General features: G+C 32.4%; 17 protein-coding genes. 9 read left to right on the top strand and 8 right to left on the bottom strand.

The window, feature by feature from the left end; genetic code table 11:
• Positions 1-17 precede the first annotated feature (17 nt).
• The 4 genes from ACFPTQ_RS01440 to ACFPTQ_RS01425 all read right to left on the bottom strand — a co-directional run bounded on the left by ACFPTQ_RS01440 (position 18) and on the right by ACFPTQ_RS01425 (position 5,628).
• Positions 18-998 carry an acyl transferase gene (locus ACFPTQ_RS01440; RefSeq protein WP_379772945.1) on the bottom strand — a complete coding sequence of 327 codons (981 nt, stop codon included), beginning with the start codon at positions 996-998 and terminating at the stop codon, positions 18-20.
• Positions 999-1,088: 90 nt separating this feature from the next.
• Positions 1,089-1,433, bottom strand: coding sequence for a T9SS type A sorting domain-containing protein (locus ACFPTQ_RS01435; RefSeq protein ID WP_379772943.1), 345 nt, complete (start codon positions 1,431-1,433; stop codon positions 1,089-1,091).
• A gap of 103 nt (positions 1,434-1,536) precedes the next feature.
• On the bottom strand, positions 1,537-2,661 hold the full coding sequence (locus tag ACFPTQ_RS01430; protein ID WP_379772940.1) for a hypothetical protein: 1,125 nt from the start codon (positions 2,659-2,661) through the stop codon (positions 1,537-1,539).
• A gap of 210 nt (positions 2,662-2,871) precedes the next feature.
• Positions 2,872-5,628, bottom strand: coding sequence for a TonB-dependent receptor (locus ACFPTQ_RS01425; RefSeq protein WP_379772937.1), 2,757 nt, complete (start codon positions 5,626-5,628; stop codon positions 2,872-2,874).
• 177 nt (positions 5,629-5,805) lie between these two features.
• On the opposite strand from ACFPTQ_RS01425, the gene ACFPTQ_RS01420 reads away from it, so the two are divergent.
• The 8 genes from ACFPTQ_RS01420 to phoU all read left to right on the top strand — a co-directional run bounded on the left by ACFPTQ_RS01420 (position 5,806) and on the right by phoU (position 14,034).
• On the top strand, positions 5,806-6,492 hold the full coding sequence (locus ACFPTQ_RS01420) for a response regulator transcription factor (RefSeq protein WP_278034692.1): 687 nt from the start codon (positions 5,806-5,808) through the stop codon (positions 6,490-6,492).
• A 47-nt stretch (positions 6,493-6,539) separates the two neighbouring features.
• Entirely contained in the window at positions 6,540-7,655 is a 1,116-nt protein-coding gene (locus ACFPTQ_RS01415) for a sensor histidine kinase (protein ID WP_379772934.1), read from the top strand.
• A gap of 337 nt (positions 7,656-7,992) precedes the next feature.
• Positions 7,993-9,285: a porin gene (locus ACFPTQ_RS01410; RefSeq protein ID WP_379772931.1), complete on the top strand. Its 1,293-nt coding sequence runs from the start codon at positions 7,993-7,995 to the stop codon at positions 9,283-9,285.
• Between the two features lie 104 nt (positions 9,286-9,389).
• The gene (locus ACFPTQ_RS01405; protein ID WP_379772928.1) at positions 9,390-10,223 is read left to right on the top strand and encodes a phosphate ABC transporter substrate-binding protein; all 834 of its coding nucleotides are present in this window, start codon (positions 9,390-9,392) and stop codon (positions 10,221-10,223) included.
• A 92-nt stretch (positions 10,224-10,315) separates the two neighbouring features.
• Positions 10,316-11,551, top strand: coding sequence for a phosphate ABC transporter permease subunit PstC (pstC, locus tag ACFPTQ_RS01400; RefSeq protein ID WP_379772924.1), 1,236 nt, complete (start codon positions 10,316-10,318; stop codon positions 11,549-11,551).
• 3 nt (positions 11,552-11,554) lie between these two features.
• Entirely contained in the window at positions 11,555-12,499 is a 945-nt protein-coding gene (gene pstA / locus ACFPTQ_RS01395) for a phosphate ABC transporter permease PstA (protein ID WP_379772921.1), read from the top strand.
• Between the two features lie 50 nt (positions 12,500-12,549).
• Positions 12,550-13,308: a phosphate ABC transporter ATP-binding protein PstB gene (gene pstB / locus ACFPTQ_RS01390; protein ID WP_379772918.1), complete on the top strand. Its 759-nt coding sequence runs from the start codon at positions 12,550-12,552 to the stop codon at positions 13,306-13,308.
• Positions 13,309-13,371: 63 nt separating this feature from the next.
• Positions 13,372-14,034: a phosphate signaling complex protein PhoU gene (gene phoU / locus ACFPTQ_RS01385; RefSeq protein ID WP_278034698.1), complete on the top strand. Its 663-nt coding sequence runs from the start codon at positions 13,372-13,374 to the stop codon at positions 14,032-14,034.
• A 77-nt stretch (positions 14,035-14,111) separates the two neighbouring features.
• Here the strand turns inward: phoU and ACFPTQ_RS01380 are convergent, their stop codons facing one another.
• The 3 genes from ACFPTQ_RS01380 to ACFPTQ_RS01370 all read right to left on the bottom strand — a co-directional run bounded on the left by ACFPTQ_RS01380 (position 14,112) and on the right by ACFPTQ_RS01370 (position 17,125).
• Positions 14,112-15,176: a glycosyltransferase gene (locus ACFPTQ_RS01380; RefSeq protein WP_379772915.1), complete on the bottom strand. Its 1,065-nt coding sequence runs from the start codon at positions 15,174-15,176 to the stop codon at positions 14,112-14,114.
• Positions 15,177-15,355: 179 nt separating this feature from the next.
• Positions 15,356-16,612 carry an aspartate kinase gene (locus ACFPTQ_RS01375; RefSeq protein ID WP_379772912.1) on the bottom strand — a complete coding sequence of 419 codons (1,257 nt, stop codon included), beginning with the start codon at positions 16,610-16,612 and terminating at the stop codon, positions 15,356-15,358.
• A 12-nt stretch (positions 16,613-16,624) separates the two neighbouring features.
• Positions 16,625-17,125 (bottom strand): GNAT family N-acetyltransferase, encoded by a 501-nt coding sequence (locus ACFPTQ_RS01370; protein WP_379772910.1) that lies wholly within the window; start codon positions 17,123-17,125, stop codon positions 16,625-16,627.
• A gap of 170 nt (positions 17,126-17,295) precedes the next feature.
• Here ACFPTQ_RS01370 and fbp point away from each other — a divergent pair, with 170 nt between their 5' ends.
• The gene (fbp, locus tag ACFPTQ_RS01365; protein WP_379772907.1) at positions 17,296-18,309 is read left to right on the top strand and encodes a class 1 fructose-bisphosphatase; all 1,014 of its coding nucleotides are present in this window, start codon (positions 17,296-17,298) and stop codon (positions 18,307-18,309) included.
• 79 nt (positions 18,310-18,388) lie between these two features.
• Here the strand turns inward: fbp and ACFPTQ_RS01360 are convergent, their stop codons facing one another.
• The gene (locus tag ACFPTQ_RS01360; protein ID WP_278034702.1) at positions 18,389-18,841 is read right to left on the bottom strand and encodes a TerB family tellurite resistance protein; all 453 of its coding nucleotides are present in this window, start codon (positions 18,839-18,841) and stop codon (positions 18,389-18,391) included.
• Positions 18,842-18,985: the final 144 nt, after the last annotated feature.

Genomic DNA, 18,985 nt, shown 5'->3' with positions numbered 1-18,985 from the left:
AAGATGGAAGGGATAAATTAAACCACCATCAAATTACAACCACGAATATCCGAATTATCAAAACGTCCCAATACCTCAAAAGAGTTGTTGGGATATTTTTTACCCAAATCCTGCGTAGCAATAAAGGAACAAGAATTGATGTTAGCCAAATCAATAACGTTGATTCCTCCTGTTTTTCCTTGCGGAATATAATTCAAGGCGTCTTCGGTATCGCGAATGAGAATTTGCATCCATGAAGGGCATTCAAAGACTCCGTTTCCGAGAGAGTATGCCTGTGAGAGTAATTCAGTCATGCCATATTCTGAATGAATAGCTGAAACGCCAAAACCCGAACACAATATTTCATGAAGTTCTTCCCGAATCATTTCCTTGCGTTTCCCTTTCATGCCACCAGTTTCCATGATGATGGTGTTTTGGAGTTGGAACTTCTGCTTTTCAATTAAATCCAATAATGCATAAGTAACTCCAATTAAAATGACGTTTTGACCTGATTCATCTAGTTCAATTAATTTTTTAATCAAATCATCATGATTATGAAGATAAAATCCGCTTTCGGGATGATTGGAACTTTTAATTAAATCTTCGACCATGTAAATTAGGGAAGAGCCTTCTCTTTCTAAATAGGATGGAAGTAAGGCTAAAACTACATAGTTTTCGATATCGCCATAAAATTCGGAGAATCCTTTTTGGTAGCTTTCTTCGTAGAGAGTTACATCTGTTACTAGGTGTTTACTGGTAATCATACCTGTTGTTCCGCTGCTTGTAAAAGTAGTTTGGATAGGATGATTGTTAGAAACTACATTGTGGCTTTTAAAAAACTGAATGGGTAAAAAGGGAATTTTTTCTAGTGATTTGACTTTTTGCACATCTGTATTTAGGAAATCACAGAATTTTCGATACACCGCGTTATTTTCGTGTTGAAAACGAAATATTTTTAAAGCTATTTTTTCAAATTGCTTTTGATTGGAAATCGTAAATATATCGGTAGTGCTTATCAAGATTTTTTTTGCAAAGGTATCATTTAATCCTTTTTTTAGAAATAAAAAAAGCTTCAAATTCAATTGAAGCTTTAGGATGATTTTTGTTTATTATCGAACAATGAGTTTTCGTGTTGCCGAACTGTTTTGTTCGTTAATCTTGATAATATACACACCTGGTATAAGGCTGGAAATATTAAGTTCCCTTGAATTAGCATTTAGATTCGTTTGTAGTACCTTTTTTCCTAGTAGATCAAAAATAATAATTTCTTTTTCGCCGTCATTTTTCGTAGTGATAGTTATCTTGCCATTGTATACGGGATTAGGATACAAATTTAAGCCCTCAATAACCGAGGAGCTATTGGGATTGTTTTGCGTTTTATTTTCCTGAGCATTCATACTCATGGAACAGAAAAAAACCGCTAAGAGAATAATATAAAAGTAGTTTTTTATCATTAGCTTAATTTTTTATAAGTAAATATACAAAAAACAAATATTATACCAAAAAAAATTACCTCCCTGTGATGGAAGGTAATTTATGATTTTTTTTATCTAGAAATTAGTTGCTAGTCCAAGAAGCCCATGTAGGAAGGGTTGCTCCATTTCCAGCTCCTGTTTGATTAGTAATATAAGCGCTAACTGTGTTATTCGCAGTTGCAAAGCTAATGCTGTTTAATTTAAAGTTTCCAGCAGTAATTATATTAAGCGCTGGTTGGTCAGCTGTGTTGAATTTAGCAAATGCAGATGGCATATCTGTGTGTACATATAAGTTTGTGTACGTTTGTTTTCCTCCACCTTCTTTAAAATTTACTGCTTTTTCAGAAGCTGTAAATTTAGCATCAGATCCTTTTACAATTGAAATATTAGTTATTTTAGCATCTGTAAGTGGAGTAGCTGCGCCATTAGCTCCGTTGTTTGATCCTTCTACTCCTGCGGCAGTAACACCAGAAATATAAATATTAGTAAGAGTACCTAAGTAACCGTCAGCAAAGTCTAAAGAATCGTCATATGAGTTGATGATTACTAAGTTTGAAGCATTAACAGCACCTCCAAAAAATTCTATACCATCATCACCACTTTCATAAGTGTAGATGTTGTTAACAGTAGTACCGCTACCTACTCCGAAGAAAGAAACTCCATTGTATTCTTTACTGTCACTGAATTTAGAACCAGTGTAAGAGATTTTTAAATAAGTGATAGATCCTGAGTTGTCAGCGTTGTTGTTACCACCGTATAATAAACCACCTACTTCCGATGTTCCGTTATCTCCAGTATTTACTTTAGCATCACCACAAATGATTAAACCACCCCAGTTACCTTCAGAAGGGGAAGTTTTTCCAGATGTCATAATTACTGGTTTAGAAGAAGTACCGTTGATGTAAATTTTCGCACCTCTTTCTACAGCAATATAAATTGTTTTAGCTTTTTCAGAATCAGCAGATGGATCTGATTTGATAGTTGTGCCTGCAGGTATAATTAATGTAGCTCCAGATTTTACAACTAATCCACCAGTCAATGTGTAAGTTTGAGTTGCATCTAATGTTACAGTACCATCAGTGATGTTTCCTTTTAAGTCATTTACATTTACAGTAAAAGAACTAGATGCTTCTGAAGTATTATCATTACTACAGCTTGTGAAAATTATACTTGCAATTGATAAGATTGCTAAAATTGATTTTTTCATTTTTTTATTTGTTTTGTTGTTTATTATTAACAATGCAAAGAAACAGATGTATTGTTTTTACTTGGTTAAGTAACTATTACATTGTTGTTAAGTATTTTGTTTGTTTTTTCTAATTGAGTAACATTTTGTTAACACGATTAATCGCTGAGTAAAAAAAAAGAGACAGCTATAAAATTAACTGTCTCTTAATGCTTTGTGGATAACTATTCTTTAAAATTTATAGTTAAGGGATAAACTAAAATTTGAACCTATTTTGTATGAACTTGCAAGAATGTCTTCTGCTTTGATATTTGGGGCTTTGCTTTGCTCTGCCACTCTTCTGTAAGCTGGATTTAAAATGTTTTTATAAGCTAATCCAAGTTTTAAATTTTTAGTCAAATTCGATTTTAAAATAAAATCTAATCGGTTTATTGCTTTATCAATAAGGTTTCCTCTTTCTTGAGTTCCAATTACAGCCAATTTATCTGATACGTAAGCATAAGTTAATGTTGCGGTAATGTCTCTATCTTCTTTGAATTCTTTAGTGAATGATAAATCTGCATTGGCTAAGAAATCAGAAGCGCCAGAAAGTTTTGAGTTTTTAAAGGTGAAGTTAGCACCAAATCCATTTTCGATAACAACTTTATTATTGCTTAAATCTTGATCTTGATACATGTAAGAACCGTTAAAACCAAAAGCAAGTTTTTGTTGTAGATTGTTTTCATCTGTTTTTTCAAAAATGTTTTTTCTGAATTCTAATTCAACTCCAGTTACAACAGCTTTTTCTCCTGTGTTAGCATAAGTGATATTTCCAGATGATGAATTAGTGAACATTTCATTAATTGGATTTTGAATTAATTTTCCAAAAGCAGTTACAGAAACTAGTTCATCTGATTTTGGAAATAATTCCCAGCTTAAGTCGGCATTATAGTTTGTGGAAGCATACAATTTATCATTCCCTTCATAACTTTGTCCCACTTCCTGAAAAAGAATTTTTACTTTTTCTTTAAATTGAGGTAATGTGTATGTGTTACTCGCAGCAAATTTTAAGTTTTGCTTTTCATTCAATTTATATTTGGCGATTACACTTGGTAAAAACTTAACCGGAGCATAAGTTCTACCTGTACCATCTGGAGCATCTAAACTTACATAATATACATATTGCTCAATTTGTTCAAATCTACCGCCTAAAATAACAGATAATCTATCTGTAAAATCATATTTTACATTTCCAAAAACAGAATGAATATTTAAATGTCCATTATAATATTGAGAAAGTTTACTTGAACTATCTCCATTAGATAAATCAAAGTAAGTACTACTTAAATATAGATCTGTGTTGTTGAAACCTTCGATAGGAAATACAGTTTTATTGGTTTCTGGGAAAAAAGAATATTGTAACGAATTAAAATCTACATTTTTTATTTTTCCAGAATAGCCTAAGGTTGCTTTTCCTCTAAATTCGTCTTCTTTTTTTCCAAAATTATAACTTGCAGAAAGGTTAGCAGATAATTCGTTTTCAGTTAAATTTTGATAGTATCTATGGTTGTTGATACTAGAGTTTTTAAAAAAAGAGTAAACAGTTGAGCCGTCTTCTACAGGTACAAATGTGTTTTGCATACGATCTGGAATCGTATTGTCAAGCATGCTGTATCCTATAGCCCAATTTGTACTCCATCTCTCGTTTAGTTCGTGTTTACCTAACAATTGATTTAAAATCAATTGTGTTTTGTCAAATGTTCCACGTTTGATGAATCCTACAGGGTCATTTCCTGGGAATTCAATGTTTCTTCCGTCGTATTCACTATAATCCTGTGAAGATGAGTTTAAGAATAGAGTAGTGAACAATAATGTGTTCTTTGTATCGATTTTGTAATTAGCACTTCCCATTACGGTAGTGTTAGTGTTGTATTTGTATGATTTTCTAAAGAAATCGCTATTTGCTAAACCTTGAGCAGTAATATTTGTTTTGTAAACACCTTCATTGTATTTGTTATCATTATCAAATGAAGCTGTAATAAATGTTCCAATGCTTCCATTCTGTCCCACGTTGAATTTCTTTCCTCCTGATAATGAAAAGCTGTTGTTAAGAGTGTATTTTCTTTCCTGTCTGTCCCAACTTGTTGTGAAATTGTATGGTAATAGTGGATTGTTTGGTGCAGTAACTTTTTTAAAGCCTAAATATGATGGGCCATCTTGTAAGTAAAAATTATCTAATTTCACTACATTACTATTTCCACCTAATCCAAGACCTAATTCTACAAATGGATTACCACTCATTTTTTTAGAAACTATATCAACATTAGCTCCAGCAAAATCAGCATAATTTTGAGATTCAAAAGTTTTACTGATACCAATTGATTCTACGATGTCTGTTGTAAAAATATCTAAAAGGATGTTTTTATTTGATGGATTGTTTGATGGTAATGGTAATCCGTTTAAAGTAGTTACATTGTAACGATCACCTAAACCTCTTACGAATACACTTCCTGAGCCTTCTTGCTTTGTGATACCACTTACTTTAGTTACAGCTGAGGCTACATCACTAACTCCTTTTCTTGATAGTTCTTGAGCTCCAATAGCCTGTTTTATTTCTACAGCATTTTTTTGTTCTAACAATAAAGCAGTTTCTTTTTGACGGTTTACTGTTGAGGTGATGACAACATCTTTAAGTGCATAAGCCCCTGAAGATAAAGCCTGATCTAATACTAATTTTTCACCCGCAGCTATCTTTATAGCTACTTCTTTAGGTTCGTAGCCTACAAATGTAAACTGTACTACATAACTTCCAGGAGCAATACTAATAGTGTATTTTCCTTCTATATCTGTAGTAGCACTAATTTGAGTTCCTTTTATAAAAACATTGGCAAATGGTAATGTCTCATTATTAGAATCTTTGTCTGTTATTACTCCTGAAATCGTACCTTTACCTTGCGCAAAGCTCAATGCAGTAATAAAAAATGTTAAAATGATTAATCTAATTTTCATGTTTTGTTAAATTTTTTGCAAAGAAATGGTAGCTTTGTAAAGTTCGTGTTAATCACTTGTTACGATTATGTTGCTTCAGTATTACTAAATTGTTATCTCTTTAAATTACGGTTAACACGACTTTTAGGCTGTTTTTTTATTATTACATTTACATCGCAAAAGAAAATTTGCTAGATTATGAAAAAGAAAAACACGAAGATTTTATTGGTTGATGACGAACCAGATATTTTAGAAATTGTTGGTTATAACCTTACTCAAGAGGGCTACCAAATTGTTACTGCTTCTAATGGTAAAGAAGCGATAGCTAAGGCTAAAAAAGAATTACCAGATTTAATTATCATGGATGTAATGATGCCTGAAATGGATGGCATGGAAGCTTGTGAAAACATCAGAAACATTCCTGAATTGAGAGAAGTTATTATAACTTTCTTGACTGCTCGTAGTGAAGATTATTCACAAGTAGCTGGTTTTGATGCTGGAGCCGACGATTACATTACTAAACCTATTAAACCAAAATTATTAGTAAGTAAGGTAAAAGCTTTATTGCGAAGACTTAAAGAATCAGGTGAACAAGACAGTGAAACTTTGAATGTAGGCGGAATCGAAATTAATCGTGAGGAATATAAAATTATTAAAGACGATGTTGAGATTGCGTTACCTAGAAAGGAATTTGAATTGTTCTATTTATTAGCTTCAAAACCTGGAAAAGTATTTAAAAGAGATGAGATTTTAGATAAAGTTTGGGGCAACGAGGTTGTAGTAGGAGGAAGAACAATTGATGTTCATATTAGAAAACTTCGCGAGAAAATAGGCGATGACCTTTTTAAAACTATAAAAGGAGTAGGTTATAAGTTTGAAGTATAACATATATATGTATATTTACTTCAGTATAATCAAGAACAATTTATTAAATGAAAATTAGCTTTAAAAAAACATATAAGTTCGCCATTAAGTCGGCATTTTATATTAGTGTTTTTTCAACTGCCTTTGTTCTTTTTTTAGCAATGCTTATTTTTAATACTAGTCCTAAAAGCTTATGGACTTTTGGGATAGTATTTGTATTTGTAATTTATCTCTTTTCCTTTTTGGTGTTACAGTATCGTGTAGAGAAATTTATTTACAGAAGAGTGAAGAAAATTTATGACGATGTTTCACTCTTAGAATCCAGTACACTTATTAATCAGCCTATCACAACGGATATGGAAACTTTAACACGTGAAGTGAAGAAGTTTGCCACGGATAAGAAACTAGAAATCGAAATGCTACAAGTTCGTGAGGAATACCGAAGAGAGTTCTTAGGAAATATTTCTCATGAATTAAAAACACCTCTTTTTACCGTTCAAGGATATATTTCTACGCTGCTTGATGGAGCAATGGAAGATAAAACAATTCGTAAAAAATATTTAAAACGTGCCGACAAAGGTGTAGAACGTCTTATATATATAGTAGAAGATTTGGATATGATTACCAAATTAGAGTCGGGAGATTTGAATTTGGATATTACTGAATTTGATATTGTTGAATTAATTCGAAATGTTTTTGACTTGTTAGAAATGAAAGCCGACAAGAAAAAAATTACCCTTTGTTTCGAAAACGAGTACATCCGTCCTAATTTTGTTAAAGCAGATAAAGATAGAATTCAGCAAGTGATTGAAAACTTGATTGTAAATTCTATTAAGTATGGTAAAAAAGACGGGACAACAGAAGTGGCAGTGGTCAATTTGACTAAAGAAAAAGTGTTAGTTCGAATTACCGACGATGGTGAAGGAATTGAAAAACAAAATATCCCAAGGCTATTTGAGCGTTTTTATCGCGTAAACAAGAGTGGATCTAGAGCCGAAGGAGGTTCTGGTTTAGGATTGGCTATTGTAAAACACATCATCGAAGCCCATAAAGAGAAGATATATGTGGAAAGTGAGTTTGGAGTTGGTTCTGAGTTTTCTTTTACAATTGAAAAAGCAGTTAAAAAAGAACAGCAAAAACAAGAAGAAATTATTATCGAGGACGAAGACGAAGACGAAGAGTAGTCTTTATTTCCTTTTTTAATACCAAAAGGCGTAGTTTGTAACTACGCCTTTTTTTGTTGCTTTTATTCAAAATCCAAGCCGATTTATCGTTTTTCAGAATCATGTTTTTTTCGGCTTTTGCCCAATGTTAATTTAATGTTAACTAAAAATAACCTCTTCAAGGCTTGAATTTGTTGGGCTTTCTCATATTGGTAAAATAAATTCTCACATTATAAAGAAGCTAATGTGAACAAATGTTTACGTTAAGTTCCCTTTATGATAACTCATACTTAATATTTGAGATAAAGTTTAATATTAGGTTTGCATAAAAATAATATAATATTGATTTAAAGTTAAAATGAAAAAATATTTATTTACAGGTTTGCTATTGGTTTCGTTTTTAATGAATGGACAAGAAGTTGATAAGGTGGCAGTGGCGAAAGAAGTAGTTCGTGTACTGGATTCGATAAATAAAGTTAAGGTTGCTCAAGAAAATGCAAAGCCTAAAAAAGAACACTGGTATGATAACATCGGTTTAAGAGGTTATGTACAAGTACGTTACAATGGTTTGTTGTCTACTAACGATAAAGTGTCATGTGAGCAATGTGATAAATCATGGGGGACAACTTCAATAGCTCCAGATGCAAAATCAAATAATGGGTTTTTTATTAGACGAGCACGTTTAGTATTTTCGGGTCAAATTCATCCTAATGTATACATTTATATTCAGCCAGATTTAGCTAGTTCGCCTGCATCAGGAGTGAATCATTTTATGCAGATTAGAGATGCTTATTTTGATTTGTCATTCGATAAAAAAAGAGAATTTAGAGTTCGTTTAGGGCAAAGTAAAGTGCCTTATGGTTTTGAAAACATGCAATCAAGTCAAAACAGATTGACTTTGGATCGTAACGATGCGTTAAATAGTGCTGTTGCAAATGAGCGTGATTTAGGGGCTTTTTTCTATTGGGCGCCAAGCGAAGTTAGAGAGCGTTTTGCAATGTTAGTTAAAGATGGTTATAAAGGATCTGGTGATTATGGAGTATTTGCATTGGGTGCATATAATGGTCAAACAGCTAATAAGTCTGAAGGAAATAGAAATTTACACGTAGTTACAAGATTGAGTTATCCTTTTGTTATTGGTGATCAAATTATTGAGCCAGGAATTCAGGCTTACACAGGAAAATGGGCTTTTGGTAGCGAACTTTCTACAGGTGTGACTACAGCTAACAAACTAAATACATTAGATCAAAGAGCTGCTGCTTCTTTTATTTTGTATCCAAAACCATTTGGAGTACAAGCAGAGTATAATATTGGTAAAGGGCCTCGCTATAATAAAGTAACAAATTCTGTTGATGTTTCACATCTAGAAGGAGGTTATGTGACTTTGAACTACAAATGGGATTTGCCTAAGCACCACTTATTGTACCCTTTTGCTAAATTCCAATATTATAACGGAGGTAAGAAATTTGAAAAAGATGCCAGAAGCTATGTAGTGAGAGATTACGAATTAGGTTTAGAGTGGCAGCCATTTAAGGCATTTGAGTTAGTAGCGGAATGGGTTATTGCCGATCGTACTTTTGAAGATAGTGGATTAAAAAATAACAGACAAAAAGGGAATTTGTTACGATTACAAGCTCAATTTAATTTCTAATATATAGTTGTTTAACGGAACGGTTTAATAAAGTAAATATAATATTAATTTAACATTAACGATGGGGCTTTAAAATACTTTTGTCCCAAAATAAAACAATTAAAATGAAAAAATCTAATTTAAAATTATACGCTCTTTTAGCAGTAATAATGACTGTTGGTTTATCTTTTACAGCTTTGAAAAAAATCACTGTAAAAGGATCAGATACTATGGTAATTTTGTCTCAAAAATGGGCTGAAGTATACATGGCTAAGCATCCTGGTACCGTAATTCAGGTTACAGGTGGAGGTTCTGGAGTAGGTTTAGCTGCTTTGTTAAATGGATCTACAGAAATTGCTAATGCAAGTCGTCCAATAAAACCGGCTGAGGTTCAAAAATTGAAAGAGAAATTTAAAACAGCAGGTATTGAAATTCCATGTGCAAAAGATGGTTTATCTGTGTTTTTAAATAAAGGAAATAAAGTTTCTGAATTATCTATTCAGCAATTAGGAGCTATTTTTTCCGGTAAAATTACAAACTGGAAAGAAGTAGGTGGAGATGATGCTAAGATTCGTTTGTATGGAAGAGAAAGTAGTTCAGGAACTTTTGAGTTCTTTAGAGAGCATGTTGTAAATGGTGATTTTGCTGCTAATGTACAAACATTGCCTGGTACTGCAGCAATTGTAAATGCTGTTGCTAAAGATAAATATAGTATTGGTTACGGTGGTGCTGCTTATGCAGAAGGTGTTAAAGACTGTAAAGTGAAAAAAGATGCTAAAAGCAAAGGTGTATTACCAACTGCTGCTACTATCAAAAATAAAACCTATCCAATTTCAAGATACTTATTTATGTATTTGAAATCGAAACCAACTGGTGAAACAAAAGCATTTATTGATTGGATTTTAAGCCCAGAGGGACAAAAATTAGTTGTTGAAACTGGTTATTTTCCAGTAAAATAATAGAATGATAAATAATACTATCCTTTATCGGCTATAACACCCGATAAAGGATATGTTGTATTTATAATTTAATGAATTTTTAATTATTCAAAATGAATTCTCAAATTCCGATCAAAAAAAATTTCACCAAAGAAAGTTTGAAGAAACAGTTCAGACTTTCGGAGTTTCTTGCTGAAAAAATAATTTCATCTGTTGCTTTTCTCTCTATTGCAATTATTTTTCTGATCTTTATTTTTGTTTTTAAAGAGTCTTTGCCAATTTTTAGTTCAGCTAAAGAATCAACTCAAACTGAAATACAACAATCATCGAATACTAACAATGCGCCAGAATCCTATGGTGGAGTTGAAACAGATGATTTACAACCAGAATCCTACGGTGGTGTTGAAAAAGAAGAATTGCAACCAGAATCCTATGGTGGAGTTGAAAAGGAAGATTTACAACCAGAATCCTACGGTGGGGTTGAAAAGGAAGACTTACAGCCGGAATCGTATGGCGGAATAGAAAAAGAAGAATTGGTCGCAGGAGACGAATCCGCAGAAAAAACAGAAGTAATTGAAGAGAAATCAGATTCCATTTGGGATAGCTTATTAACTTCTGATTGGGTTCCTGTTTCTGAGAATCCAAGATTCGGATTGTTAAGTTTATTGATTGGAACTTTAAAAGTGACTATAATTTCGATGCTTATTGCTGGGCCAATTGCTATTTTAGCGGCACTTTATACGGCATGTTTCGCATCAAAAAGAACCAAAGAAATTATTAAACCGATTATAGAAATGCTTGCTGCTTTCCCATCGGTAGTAATTGGTTTCTTTGCTTTGATGGTGATGGCAACTTTTTTCCAGGATATTTTTGGATATGATTCCCGTTTAAATGCATTTGTGGGTGGTGTTGCAATGGCTTTAGCTTCTATTCCAATTATTTATACTATTTCTGAAGATGCGCTTTCGTCTATTCCTAAAACCTACATTGAAGCGAGTTTGGCTTTGGGTGCTAATAAATGGCAAACCGCTTTTCATGTGGTATTACCAGCAGCTACTCCGGGTATTTTTGCAGCTTTGTTATTAGGAGTAGGTAGGGTTTTTGGAGAAACCATGATTGCTTTGATGGCCACGGGTAATGCGGCTTTGATGTCGGCAAATCCTTTTGAAAGTGTAAGAACTTTTGCAGCTACAATTGGAGCTGAAATGGCAGAAACTGTTTTTGGAGAAACACATTATAGTGTGTTGTTTTTTATTGGTTCATTGTTATTCATTTTTTCTTTTGGATTAAATGCATTGGCTGAATTTTATGTAAAAGGTAGATTAATTAAGAAATTTCAAGGAAAATAAATCATGAGTACAGCAACTAAAGAAATCAACAGTTCCTTGCTTTCAACTCAAAACAAAAGTACTGATATAAAAGGTAAAGTTATTGTAGGACTAACTCAATTAGCAGTTTACACTATTATTGCTATTCTTTTTGTTATCTTAGGAATTATTATTTATGAAGGGCGTGAAAAATTTTCATGGGAATTCATCAGTTCTTTTCCAACTAATGGAATGACCGAAGGAGGTATTTTTCCGGCTTTGATTGGAACCTTTATCATGGTAATTGTAATGTCTATTGCAGCAGTTCCTTTTGGTACAATTACAGCAATTTATTTGACGGAGTATGCGAGTGAAACTTCTAAGTTTGCGGCAGCTGTTCGTTTTTCAGTTCGAACTTTAGCCGTAGTTCCTTCTATTATTTTTGGTCTTTTCGGACTTGGATTTTTCATTCAATTTATTGGAGCAGGGTTTGATACCGCTTTCAATGGAGGACAATTACGTTGGGGACAGCCTAATATTCTTTGGGCAAGTTTAACTATGTCATTATTAACATTGCCAGTAATTATAGTTTCGGTAGAAGAGGCTTTAAAAACCATACCACGTGAATTACGTGAGGCAAGTTTAGCTTTGGGAGCAACTAAATGGCAAACGATTAAAAATGTAGTACTTCCAGGTTCAATTTCTGGGATTATGACAGGTACAATTCTTGCAGTAAGTAGAGGTGCGGGTGAGGTAGCTCCTATTTTATTTACTGGAGCAGCTTATTATTTGGCTTCTTTGCCAGGTTCTTTGAGTGATCAGTTTATGAATTTAGGTTATCATATTTATATAATGGCTACTCAATCTTCTGATGTTGAAAAGACAATGCCTATTCAATTTGCAACGACTTTAGTATTATTGATTTTGACTTTGTCATTAAATTTAGTGGCGGTAGTTATTCGCTCTAGAATCAGAAGAAAAGCAAAATAATTTTGCTCATTAACTAATAAAATTTACTTTTAGATTATAATAAAATAAAAATGAAAGACATAAAAATACAAGTAAATGATTTGTCATTGTATTATGGTGAAAAGAAGGCGCTAAAGGAGATTACAATGGAAATTCCAGCTAATAAAGTGACTGCGTTAATTGGTCCTTCTGGTTGTGGAAAATCGACATTTTTAAGATGTATTAACCGAATGAATGACTTGATTCCTAGTGTTTCAATTACAGGTCAAATGCTTGTGGAAGGAGTTGATATTTACGATAAGAATGTAGATGTTGTAAACATCCGAAAAAAAATCGGGATGGTGTTTCAAAAATCAAATCCATTCCCAAAATCCATTTATGAAAATGTGGTTTATGGTTCCAGAATTAATGGGATTAATGATAAAAAACAATTAGACGAAATTGTTGAAACTTCATTACGCCAGGCAGCAATTTGGGATGAATTAAAAGATCGTTTGGGTGATTCGGCTTTAGGACTTTCTGGAGGGCAACAACAACGTTTGTGTATTGCCAGAACGTTGGCGGTTAGCCCAGATATTATTTTGATGGATGAACCAGCGAGTGCTCTGGATCCAATTTCTACCTCTAAAATTGAAGAATTGGTTCACGAATTGAAAGAGCAATATACCATTATTATTGTAACTCATAATATGCAACAAGCAGCAAGAACCAGTGATCATACTGCATTCTTTTATATGGGTGAATTGATTGAAATGGGTAAAACAAATGCAATTTTTACCAAACCTGAGAAAAAACAAACTGAGGATTATATCACGGGTAGATTTGGATAAAATAGCATATTACTTAAGTAAGAGGTATTTTTAATCTACACAGTTTTAAAACAAAATAATAGGATGACACACTTTGAAATAGAATTAGATAAATTAAAAAATGTAATTCAGAAAATTGGGGTTTTAGCAGAAAATCAAGTGAGTGAAGCAGTTAAAGCGGTACTTGCTGAAGCTGTAGTTGAAGGAAAAGAAATAAAGAAAGTTGAGAATAAAATTGATAAATTAGATATTAAGATTGACGAAATTTGTCAACGAATTTTTGCGCTACAACAACCTGTAGCATCTGATTTAAGATTTATCATGGCTTCATTGCAAATTAGTAATGAGATTGAACGAATTGGGGATCTGGCTATTAGTATTATCAAGAAAACGAAAAATATCAAAGAAAAGCACGATTTAATCGGGAAGTTTAATATTGCTGATGTTGCGAGAGAAGTAGAAGTGATAATGGTAAAAACGAATGAGTGTTTTTTAACTAGAGATTCTGATATTATTGCTTCAATTTTTCCGTTAAATAATTCGATAAAAGCTAATGTTGACGAACTTATTAATGGTATTATTGCAGAAATGAAAGCTAATTCTAAAGTAGTTGTTTCGGGAACTAATCTTGTTTTAGTTTTGAAACATTTGGAACGTATTTCTGAGCATTGCAGTAACATTGCAGAATCCGTTTATTTTATGGTTCATGCTAAAATTATTAAGCATGAAAAATTTGACGAAATGTAATAACGTATGTAATTTCAATAAAAAAGCTAGATTGTCTATTTGATTATCTAGCTTTTTTATTGAAATTTCACTGTTTATTATTGAAAAACGGTAAAAATTTCTCCCCAATTTAAATCGGTTTTTATTTCGGATAGTCCCTTAAAATTATTTATTTCTTCTAAATCCTTTATCGTAAAATGTTCTTGATCTACAAAAGGGACAAGACCTTCTTTTTTTAATTTTCTAGCCAAATATTCCTGTTCATATTGCCCAGGTGTAGGAATGAAAAATGCTTTTTTATTGAGTTTTGATAAATCCATTATGGAAGTGTATCCTGAACGACAAAGTATTAGTTCGCTTTCATTCAGCGCTTGTTCCAGCTGGCGACTGTGCATGAAATTATAATAAGTAACATTGTCTATTTGTTCTTTGACTTGTTCTTTTTCAATAATTCCTTTTACAAAAAGAATAGTGCCATTATAATTAACTATTTCTGCTTTTAATTTTTCCTCAAGCATTCCTCTTTGTGGTTCCGGTCCTGAAAGAATGATCATTAAATCATATTTTTTAGCTACTTTTTTACAGTGCATTCTACTTATTGGACCAATGTATTTAATGTTGAAATCAGGGTTTTTTAAATGACTTAATTCACCCGCTAAATTAGTGGCACCATTTGAATCTGGTACCCAACATTCTGTGAATTTTTTTATAATATTTTGATGTAAAAGACTGGTGAGCCAAGTCGTGTTGCCTGTTAAAACATTTAACTGATGCGTAATAAAAACAGAGGGTATTTTTTTATTAAATACACCTAATCTATTGTCTGAAATAATGCCTTCAATTTCGTGTTTCTTTATCCATTTTTTAACTAATCTTTTTTCTTCAAGGATAGCTTCTATCATTTTTGGACAATTTTTAAGAAGTTTCCATTTGAAATATTTCCTATTTTTAGCGTATTCAATTTCATAGGAAGGTAATTCGAGAAATTTTAGATAAGGAAATTCTTTTTTTAGTAAGTCCAAAGCAACACCATCCGAAGCAATAATTGGAATGTGATTATTGTCTAATAAAGCTTTAATGATAGGGATACAACGAGTGGCATGGCCTAGTCCCCAGTTTAAAGGCGCTACTAGTATGGTTTTACTTGGTGTACTTAAATTCATAGTTTTAAACATTTTGATAAAAATAGTCAAACAAAGTTTTTAGATTTTTTCCTATGAATTATCAAACTATTAAGTTATTATTTCCTAATGTAATAATTTAATTCGCTATTTGAATAAAAAAAGACACTGAAGTTAATAGTTTAACAACAGTGTCTTTGATAGCGTTATATAAAAAAGGCTTAGCTTTCTTTAGTCACAATTTGCATTGTTTCAGTACCTAGTTGTTTTAACAGTACTGTTTTGCCCTCCATAACTGTTTGTGCGGCTGCATCATTAAAATGTCTGATAGTGTAAAGTGTAACATCTTCGTTGTAACCTACTTTGAACTTTTTAGACAAAATTGCCAATAAGTCTTTGAAGTTGCCAAACTTATCCTCAACACATACTGAGAAACTAATAGCCGAGTTTTGAATTAGGTTTACTTTGATTTTGAATTCGTGGAATAAACCAAATATTTCACTAATATTTTCTTCCATAATGAAAGAGAAATCAATTGATGAAAGAGAAATCAATAATTGCTCTCTCTTAACAATGAAGCATGGCATAAATGGTTCAAGAGTAGCTCCTTTGCTTACTACAGTTCCTTTTAGTAATGGATTAATAAAAGATTTTACGTGTAAAGGAATTTCCTTTTTTTGTAAAGGTTGTAGTGTTTTTGGGTGGATTACTGTTGCTCCGTAGAACGCTAATTCAATTGCTTCTCTGTAGGAGATTTGGTTAAGCAAACTTGCGTTTTCAAAATATCTAGGGTCAGCATTCATAACTCCAGGAACGTCTTTCCAGATGGTAACACTTTCGGCATTTAAGCAATACGCAAAAATAGCAGCAGTATAATCAGAACCTTCACGACCCAAAGTAGTGGTAAAGTTATTTTCGTCAGAACCTAAGAAACCTTGCGTAATGTTTAAGCTTTTAGTTTTGATATTGTTAGCAATATTTTTTTGTGTTAATTCCCAATCCACTTCAGCATCGCGGTAGTTGTTGTTGGTTTTGATGTAGTTGCGTACATCGATCCATTGCGTTTCAATTCCCATGAAGTTCATGAAATAACTTAAAATGGTAGTCGAAATAATTTCTCCCATACTTACAATTTGATCGTAAACAAAGTTGTAGTTAGGCGATTTATTGTGCGCTAAGAAATATTCTAAATCGGTAAAGTGATTTTGTACGGCAGCAAAAACTTCATGGTTTTCATCTTCAAATAAATCCAAAAGAATTTGATTGTGGTATTTTTTTATTTCTTGTACCGAAGCGTTAAGCTCAGCTGATTTGTCGAAGTAATTTTTAATTACAACTTCTAATGCATTAGTAGTTTTGCCCATGGCAGAAACAACTAACAATACATCTTGATACCCTGCTTTTAGTAAAACGTCGTAAACGTTTCTTATTCCAGCGGCATCTTTTACAGATGCTCCACCAAATTTAAATACTTTCATATTTTGTTTTTTCTAATTTTGTTTTATTTTATTTTTCATAAAATTAGCAATTCTCTCTTCATCCATCTGAACAACATGCCATTCTTTTAATACTTTGGCGCCTGATTTTTCATAAAAATCAATCGCTGGTGTGTTCCAGTCTAGTACATTCCAATCGATTCTTCGTACTTGATCTTTTTGGGCCTGCTTGATAATTTCTGAATAAAGCGCATATCCAATTCCTTTACCACGCATATTATTTTTTACAACTAAATCTTCAAGATGGATGATTTTACCTTTCCAAGTCGAATAACGGTAATAATAAAATGCTATGCCTACGATTTCTTTTTCATTTGAATCAGAATCTATTTCGGCAACAAAGACATGAAATAAAGGATGTTCACCAAAACCATCTCTAATTAAGTCCTCTTCCGTAACCATAACGGCCTCAGGTTCTTTTTCAAAAATAGCTAATTCTTGAATGAGTTTAAGAACAGCAGCCATGTCTTCTTTTTTACCAGTTCTGATATTCATAAATTCGTATTATTAAGGTTTGAAAAATAATAATATGGCTTTTTTTATTTGTATGCAACTTTAAATTCTTAGCAAATATACAATACTGAAAAACTAAGTAGGTTTTATTGAATCATTATCACAAAAAAAACGATATTTGTTATCGCAAATATAACTATATCGATTTCGGAATGGAACAAAGTACTAAAACTCTAGGGGAATTTATCATTGAAAATCAAAATGCATTTCAATACTCATCTGGTGAGTTATCAAGAATAATCAATTCAATACGATTAGCCGCAAAAGTAGTTAGTTACAAGGTGAATAAAGCAGGTCTGGTGGATATAACTGGTGCTGCTGGCGAAAGGAATATTCAAGGTGAAGATCAGCAAAAACTAGATGTGTATGCTAATGAGATTTTTATTCAAACATTAAAAAATCGAGAGATAGTTTGTGGTATCGCTTCGGAAGAAAATGATGATTTTATAACCGTCGAAGGACAAGATAAAAATCATAAAAATAAATATGTGGTTTTGATGGATCCTTTGGATGGATCTTCTAATATTGATGTAAATGTTTCAGTGGGTACTGTTTTTTCGGTATACAGAAGAATTACTCCTATTGGGACACCGGTTACTCTTGAAGACTTTTTACAACCGGGTACTATGCAAGTGGCAGCTGGATATGTAATTTATGGTACATCAACAATGTTAGTCTATACGACTGGTCATGGGGTAAATGGGTTTACATTAAACCCTGCAATTGGTACTTTCTATTTGTCACATCCCAATATGCAATTCTCTAAAGACGGACATATTTATTCGATTAACGAAGGGAATTATATCCAGTTTCCGCAAGGAGTAAAAGATTATATTAAATATTGTCAATCAGAAGAAGGAGATCGTCCTTATACTTCAAGATATATTGGAAGTTTAGTTTCGGATATTCATAGGAACATGATTAAAGGTGGAATTTATATTTATCCTACAAGTTCTAAAGCGCCAAAAGGAAAATTAAGATTGCTTTATGAATGTAATCCAATGGCTTTTATAGCTGAGCAAGCCGGCGGAAAAGCATCGGATGGATTTAGAAGAATCATGGAAATTAAACCAACTGAATTACACGAACGCGTACCATTTTTCTGTGGAAGTTATAATATGGTAACTAAAGCAGAAGAATTTATGCTTAATGCCAGTAAGAAATAGTTAAATCAGCATTTGTAGAAATCAAAAAGCTCTTGAATGATTTACTCAAGAGCTTTTTTTGTATGGTTAACGTAAAATATTATTTGTGCATGTTTTGCATTTCGTAAGCAAAAGTGTCAAAATCTACTTTTTTGTCTACTAATGATAATGCTTTACCCACAATATATCCAGAATTGCTTGGTGTAAAACCTAAACCAATGGCAATTTTCTTTAAGATTGTTTCTTGTTTATCTCCCAACTGGTGGTCTACATGAACCATTCTTGCTAGGTCGTATAAACGCTCAAGTCTTTGAGAGTATAAATAAGGCGGGTTAATCGGGTGTATTGTTGGATTCTCTAAAATTTCTTCATACTCTGAATCAGAAATTTCAAGTTTCGTTGCTAATTTGTTTAAGAAGTTTTTTTCTTCTGTTGAAACAATTCCATCTGCTAAAGCAACACGAACAATAGCAGAGAAATGACCTCTATTTCTTTCTTTAAATTCGCTATCAAATAAATCTGAAAATGACATAATACTTGTTTTTTTAGACAAATATAATTCAATTTTTAAATTATTAATTTCCTTTTGAATATTATTTGAAGAGAAATTATATTTGGAATATAATTATTCACAAGGAATTGTTAGATTGAATTGAGGAGTTTCAAAATTAATCGTAAGTTTACATCCCTTATCAAT

The sequence above is a fragment of the Flavobacterium sp. GCM10022190 genome (assembly GCF_042656445.1).
In the GTDB taxonomy this organism is placed as follows: domain Bacteria; phylum Bacteroidota; class Bacteroidia; order Flavobacteriales; family Flavobacteriaceae; genus Flavobacterium; species Flavobacterium nitratireducens.
Note: the sequence above shows the minus strand (reverse complement) of the source record. Positions and strands in the feature narration are given on the sequence as shown.

Excerpts from the sequence above, each read along its gene's own strand:
- pstA (WP_379772921.1), top strand. The coding sequence starts at position 11,555 with ATGAGTACAGCAACTAAAGAAATCAACAGTTCCTTGCTTTCAACTCAA.
- ACFPTQ_RS01410 (WP_379772931.1), top strand. The coding sequence starts at position 7,993 with ATGAAAAAATATTTATTTACAGGTTTGCTATTGGTTTCGTTTTTAATG.
- pstC (WP_379772924.1), top strand. The coding sequence starts at position 10,316 with ATGAATTCTCAAATTCCGATCAAAAAAAATTTCACCAAAGAAAGTTTG.
- ACFPTQ_RS01425 (WP_379772937.1), bottom strand. The coding sequence starts at position 5,628 with ATGAAAATTAGATTAATCATTTTAACATTTTTTATTACTGCATTGAGC.
- ACFPTQ_RS01430 (WP_379772940.1), bottom strand. The coding sequence starts at position 2,661 with ATGAAAAAATCAATTTTAGCAATCTTATCAATTGCAAGTATAATTTTC.
- ACFPTQ_RS01375 (WP_379772912.1), bottom strand. The coding sequence starts at position 16,612 with ATGAAAGTATTTAAATTTGGTGGAGCATCTGTAAAAGATGCCGCTGGA.
- ACFPTQ_RS01415 (WP_379772934.1), top strand. The coding sequence starts at position 6,540 with ATGAAAATTAGCTTTAAAAAAACATATAAGTTCGCCATTAAGTCGGCA.
- ACFPTQ_RS01420 (WP_278034692.1), top strand. The coding sequence starts at position 5,806 with ATGAAAAAGAAAAACACGAAGATTTTATTGGTTGATGACGAACCAGAT.
- ACFPTQ_RS01370 (WP_379772910.1), bottom strand. The coding sequence starts at position 17,125 with ATGAATATCAGAACTGGTAAAAAAGAAGACATGGCTGCTGTTCTTAAA.
- pstB (WP_379772918.1), top strand. The coding sequence starts at position 12,550 with ATGAAAGACATAAAAATACAAGTAAATGATTTGTCATTGTATTATGGT.
- phoU (WP_278034698.1), top strand. The coding sequence starts at position 13,372 with ATGACACACTTTGAAATAGAATTAGATAAATTAAAAAATGTAATTCAG.
- ACFPTQ_RS01435 (WP_379772943.1), bottom strand. The coding sequence starts at position 1,433 with ATGATAAAAAACTACTTTTATATTATTCTCTTAGCGGTTTTTTTCTGT.
- ACFPTQ_RS01380 (WP_379772915.1), bottom strand. The coding sequence starts at position 15,176 with ATGAATTTAAGTACACCAAGTAAAACCATACTAGTAGCGCCTTTAAAC.
- ACFPTQ_RS01405 (WP_379772928.1), top strand. The coding sequence starts at position 9,390 with ATGAAAAAATCTAATTTAAAATTATACGCTCTTTTAGCAGTAATAATG.
- fbp (WP_379772907.1), top strand. The coding sequence starts at position 17,296 with ATGGAACAAAGTACTAAAACTCTAGGGGAATTTATCATTGAAAATCAA.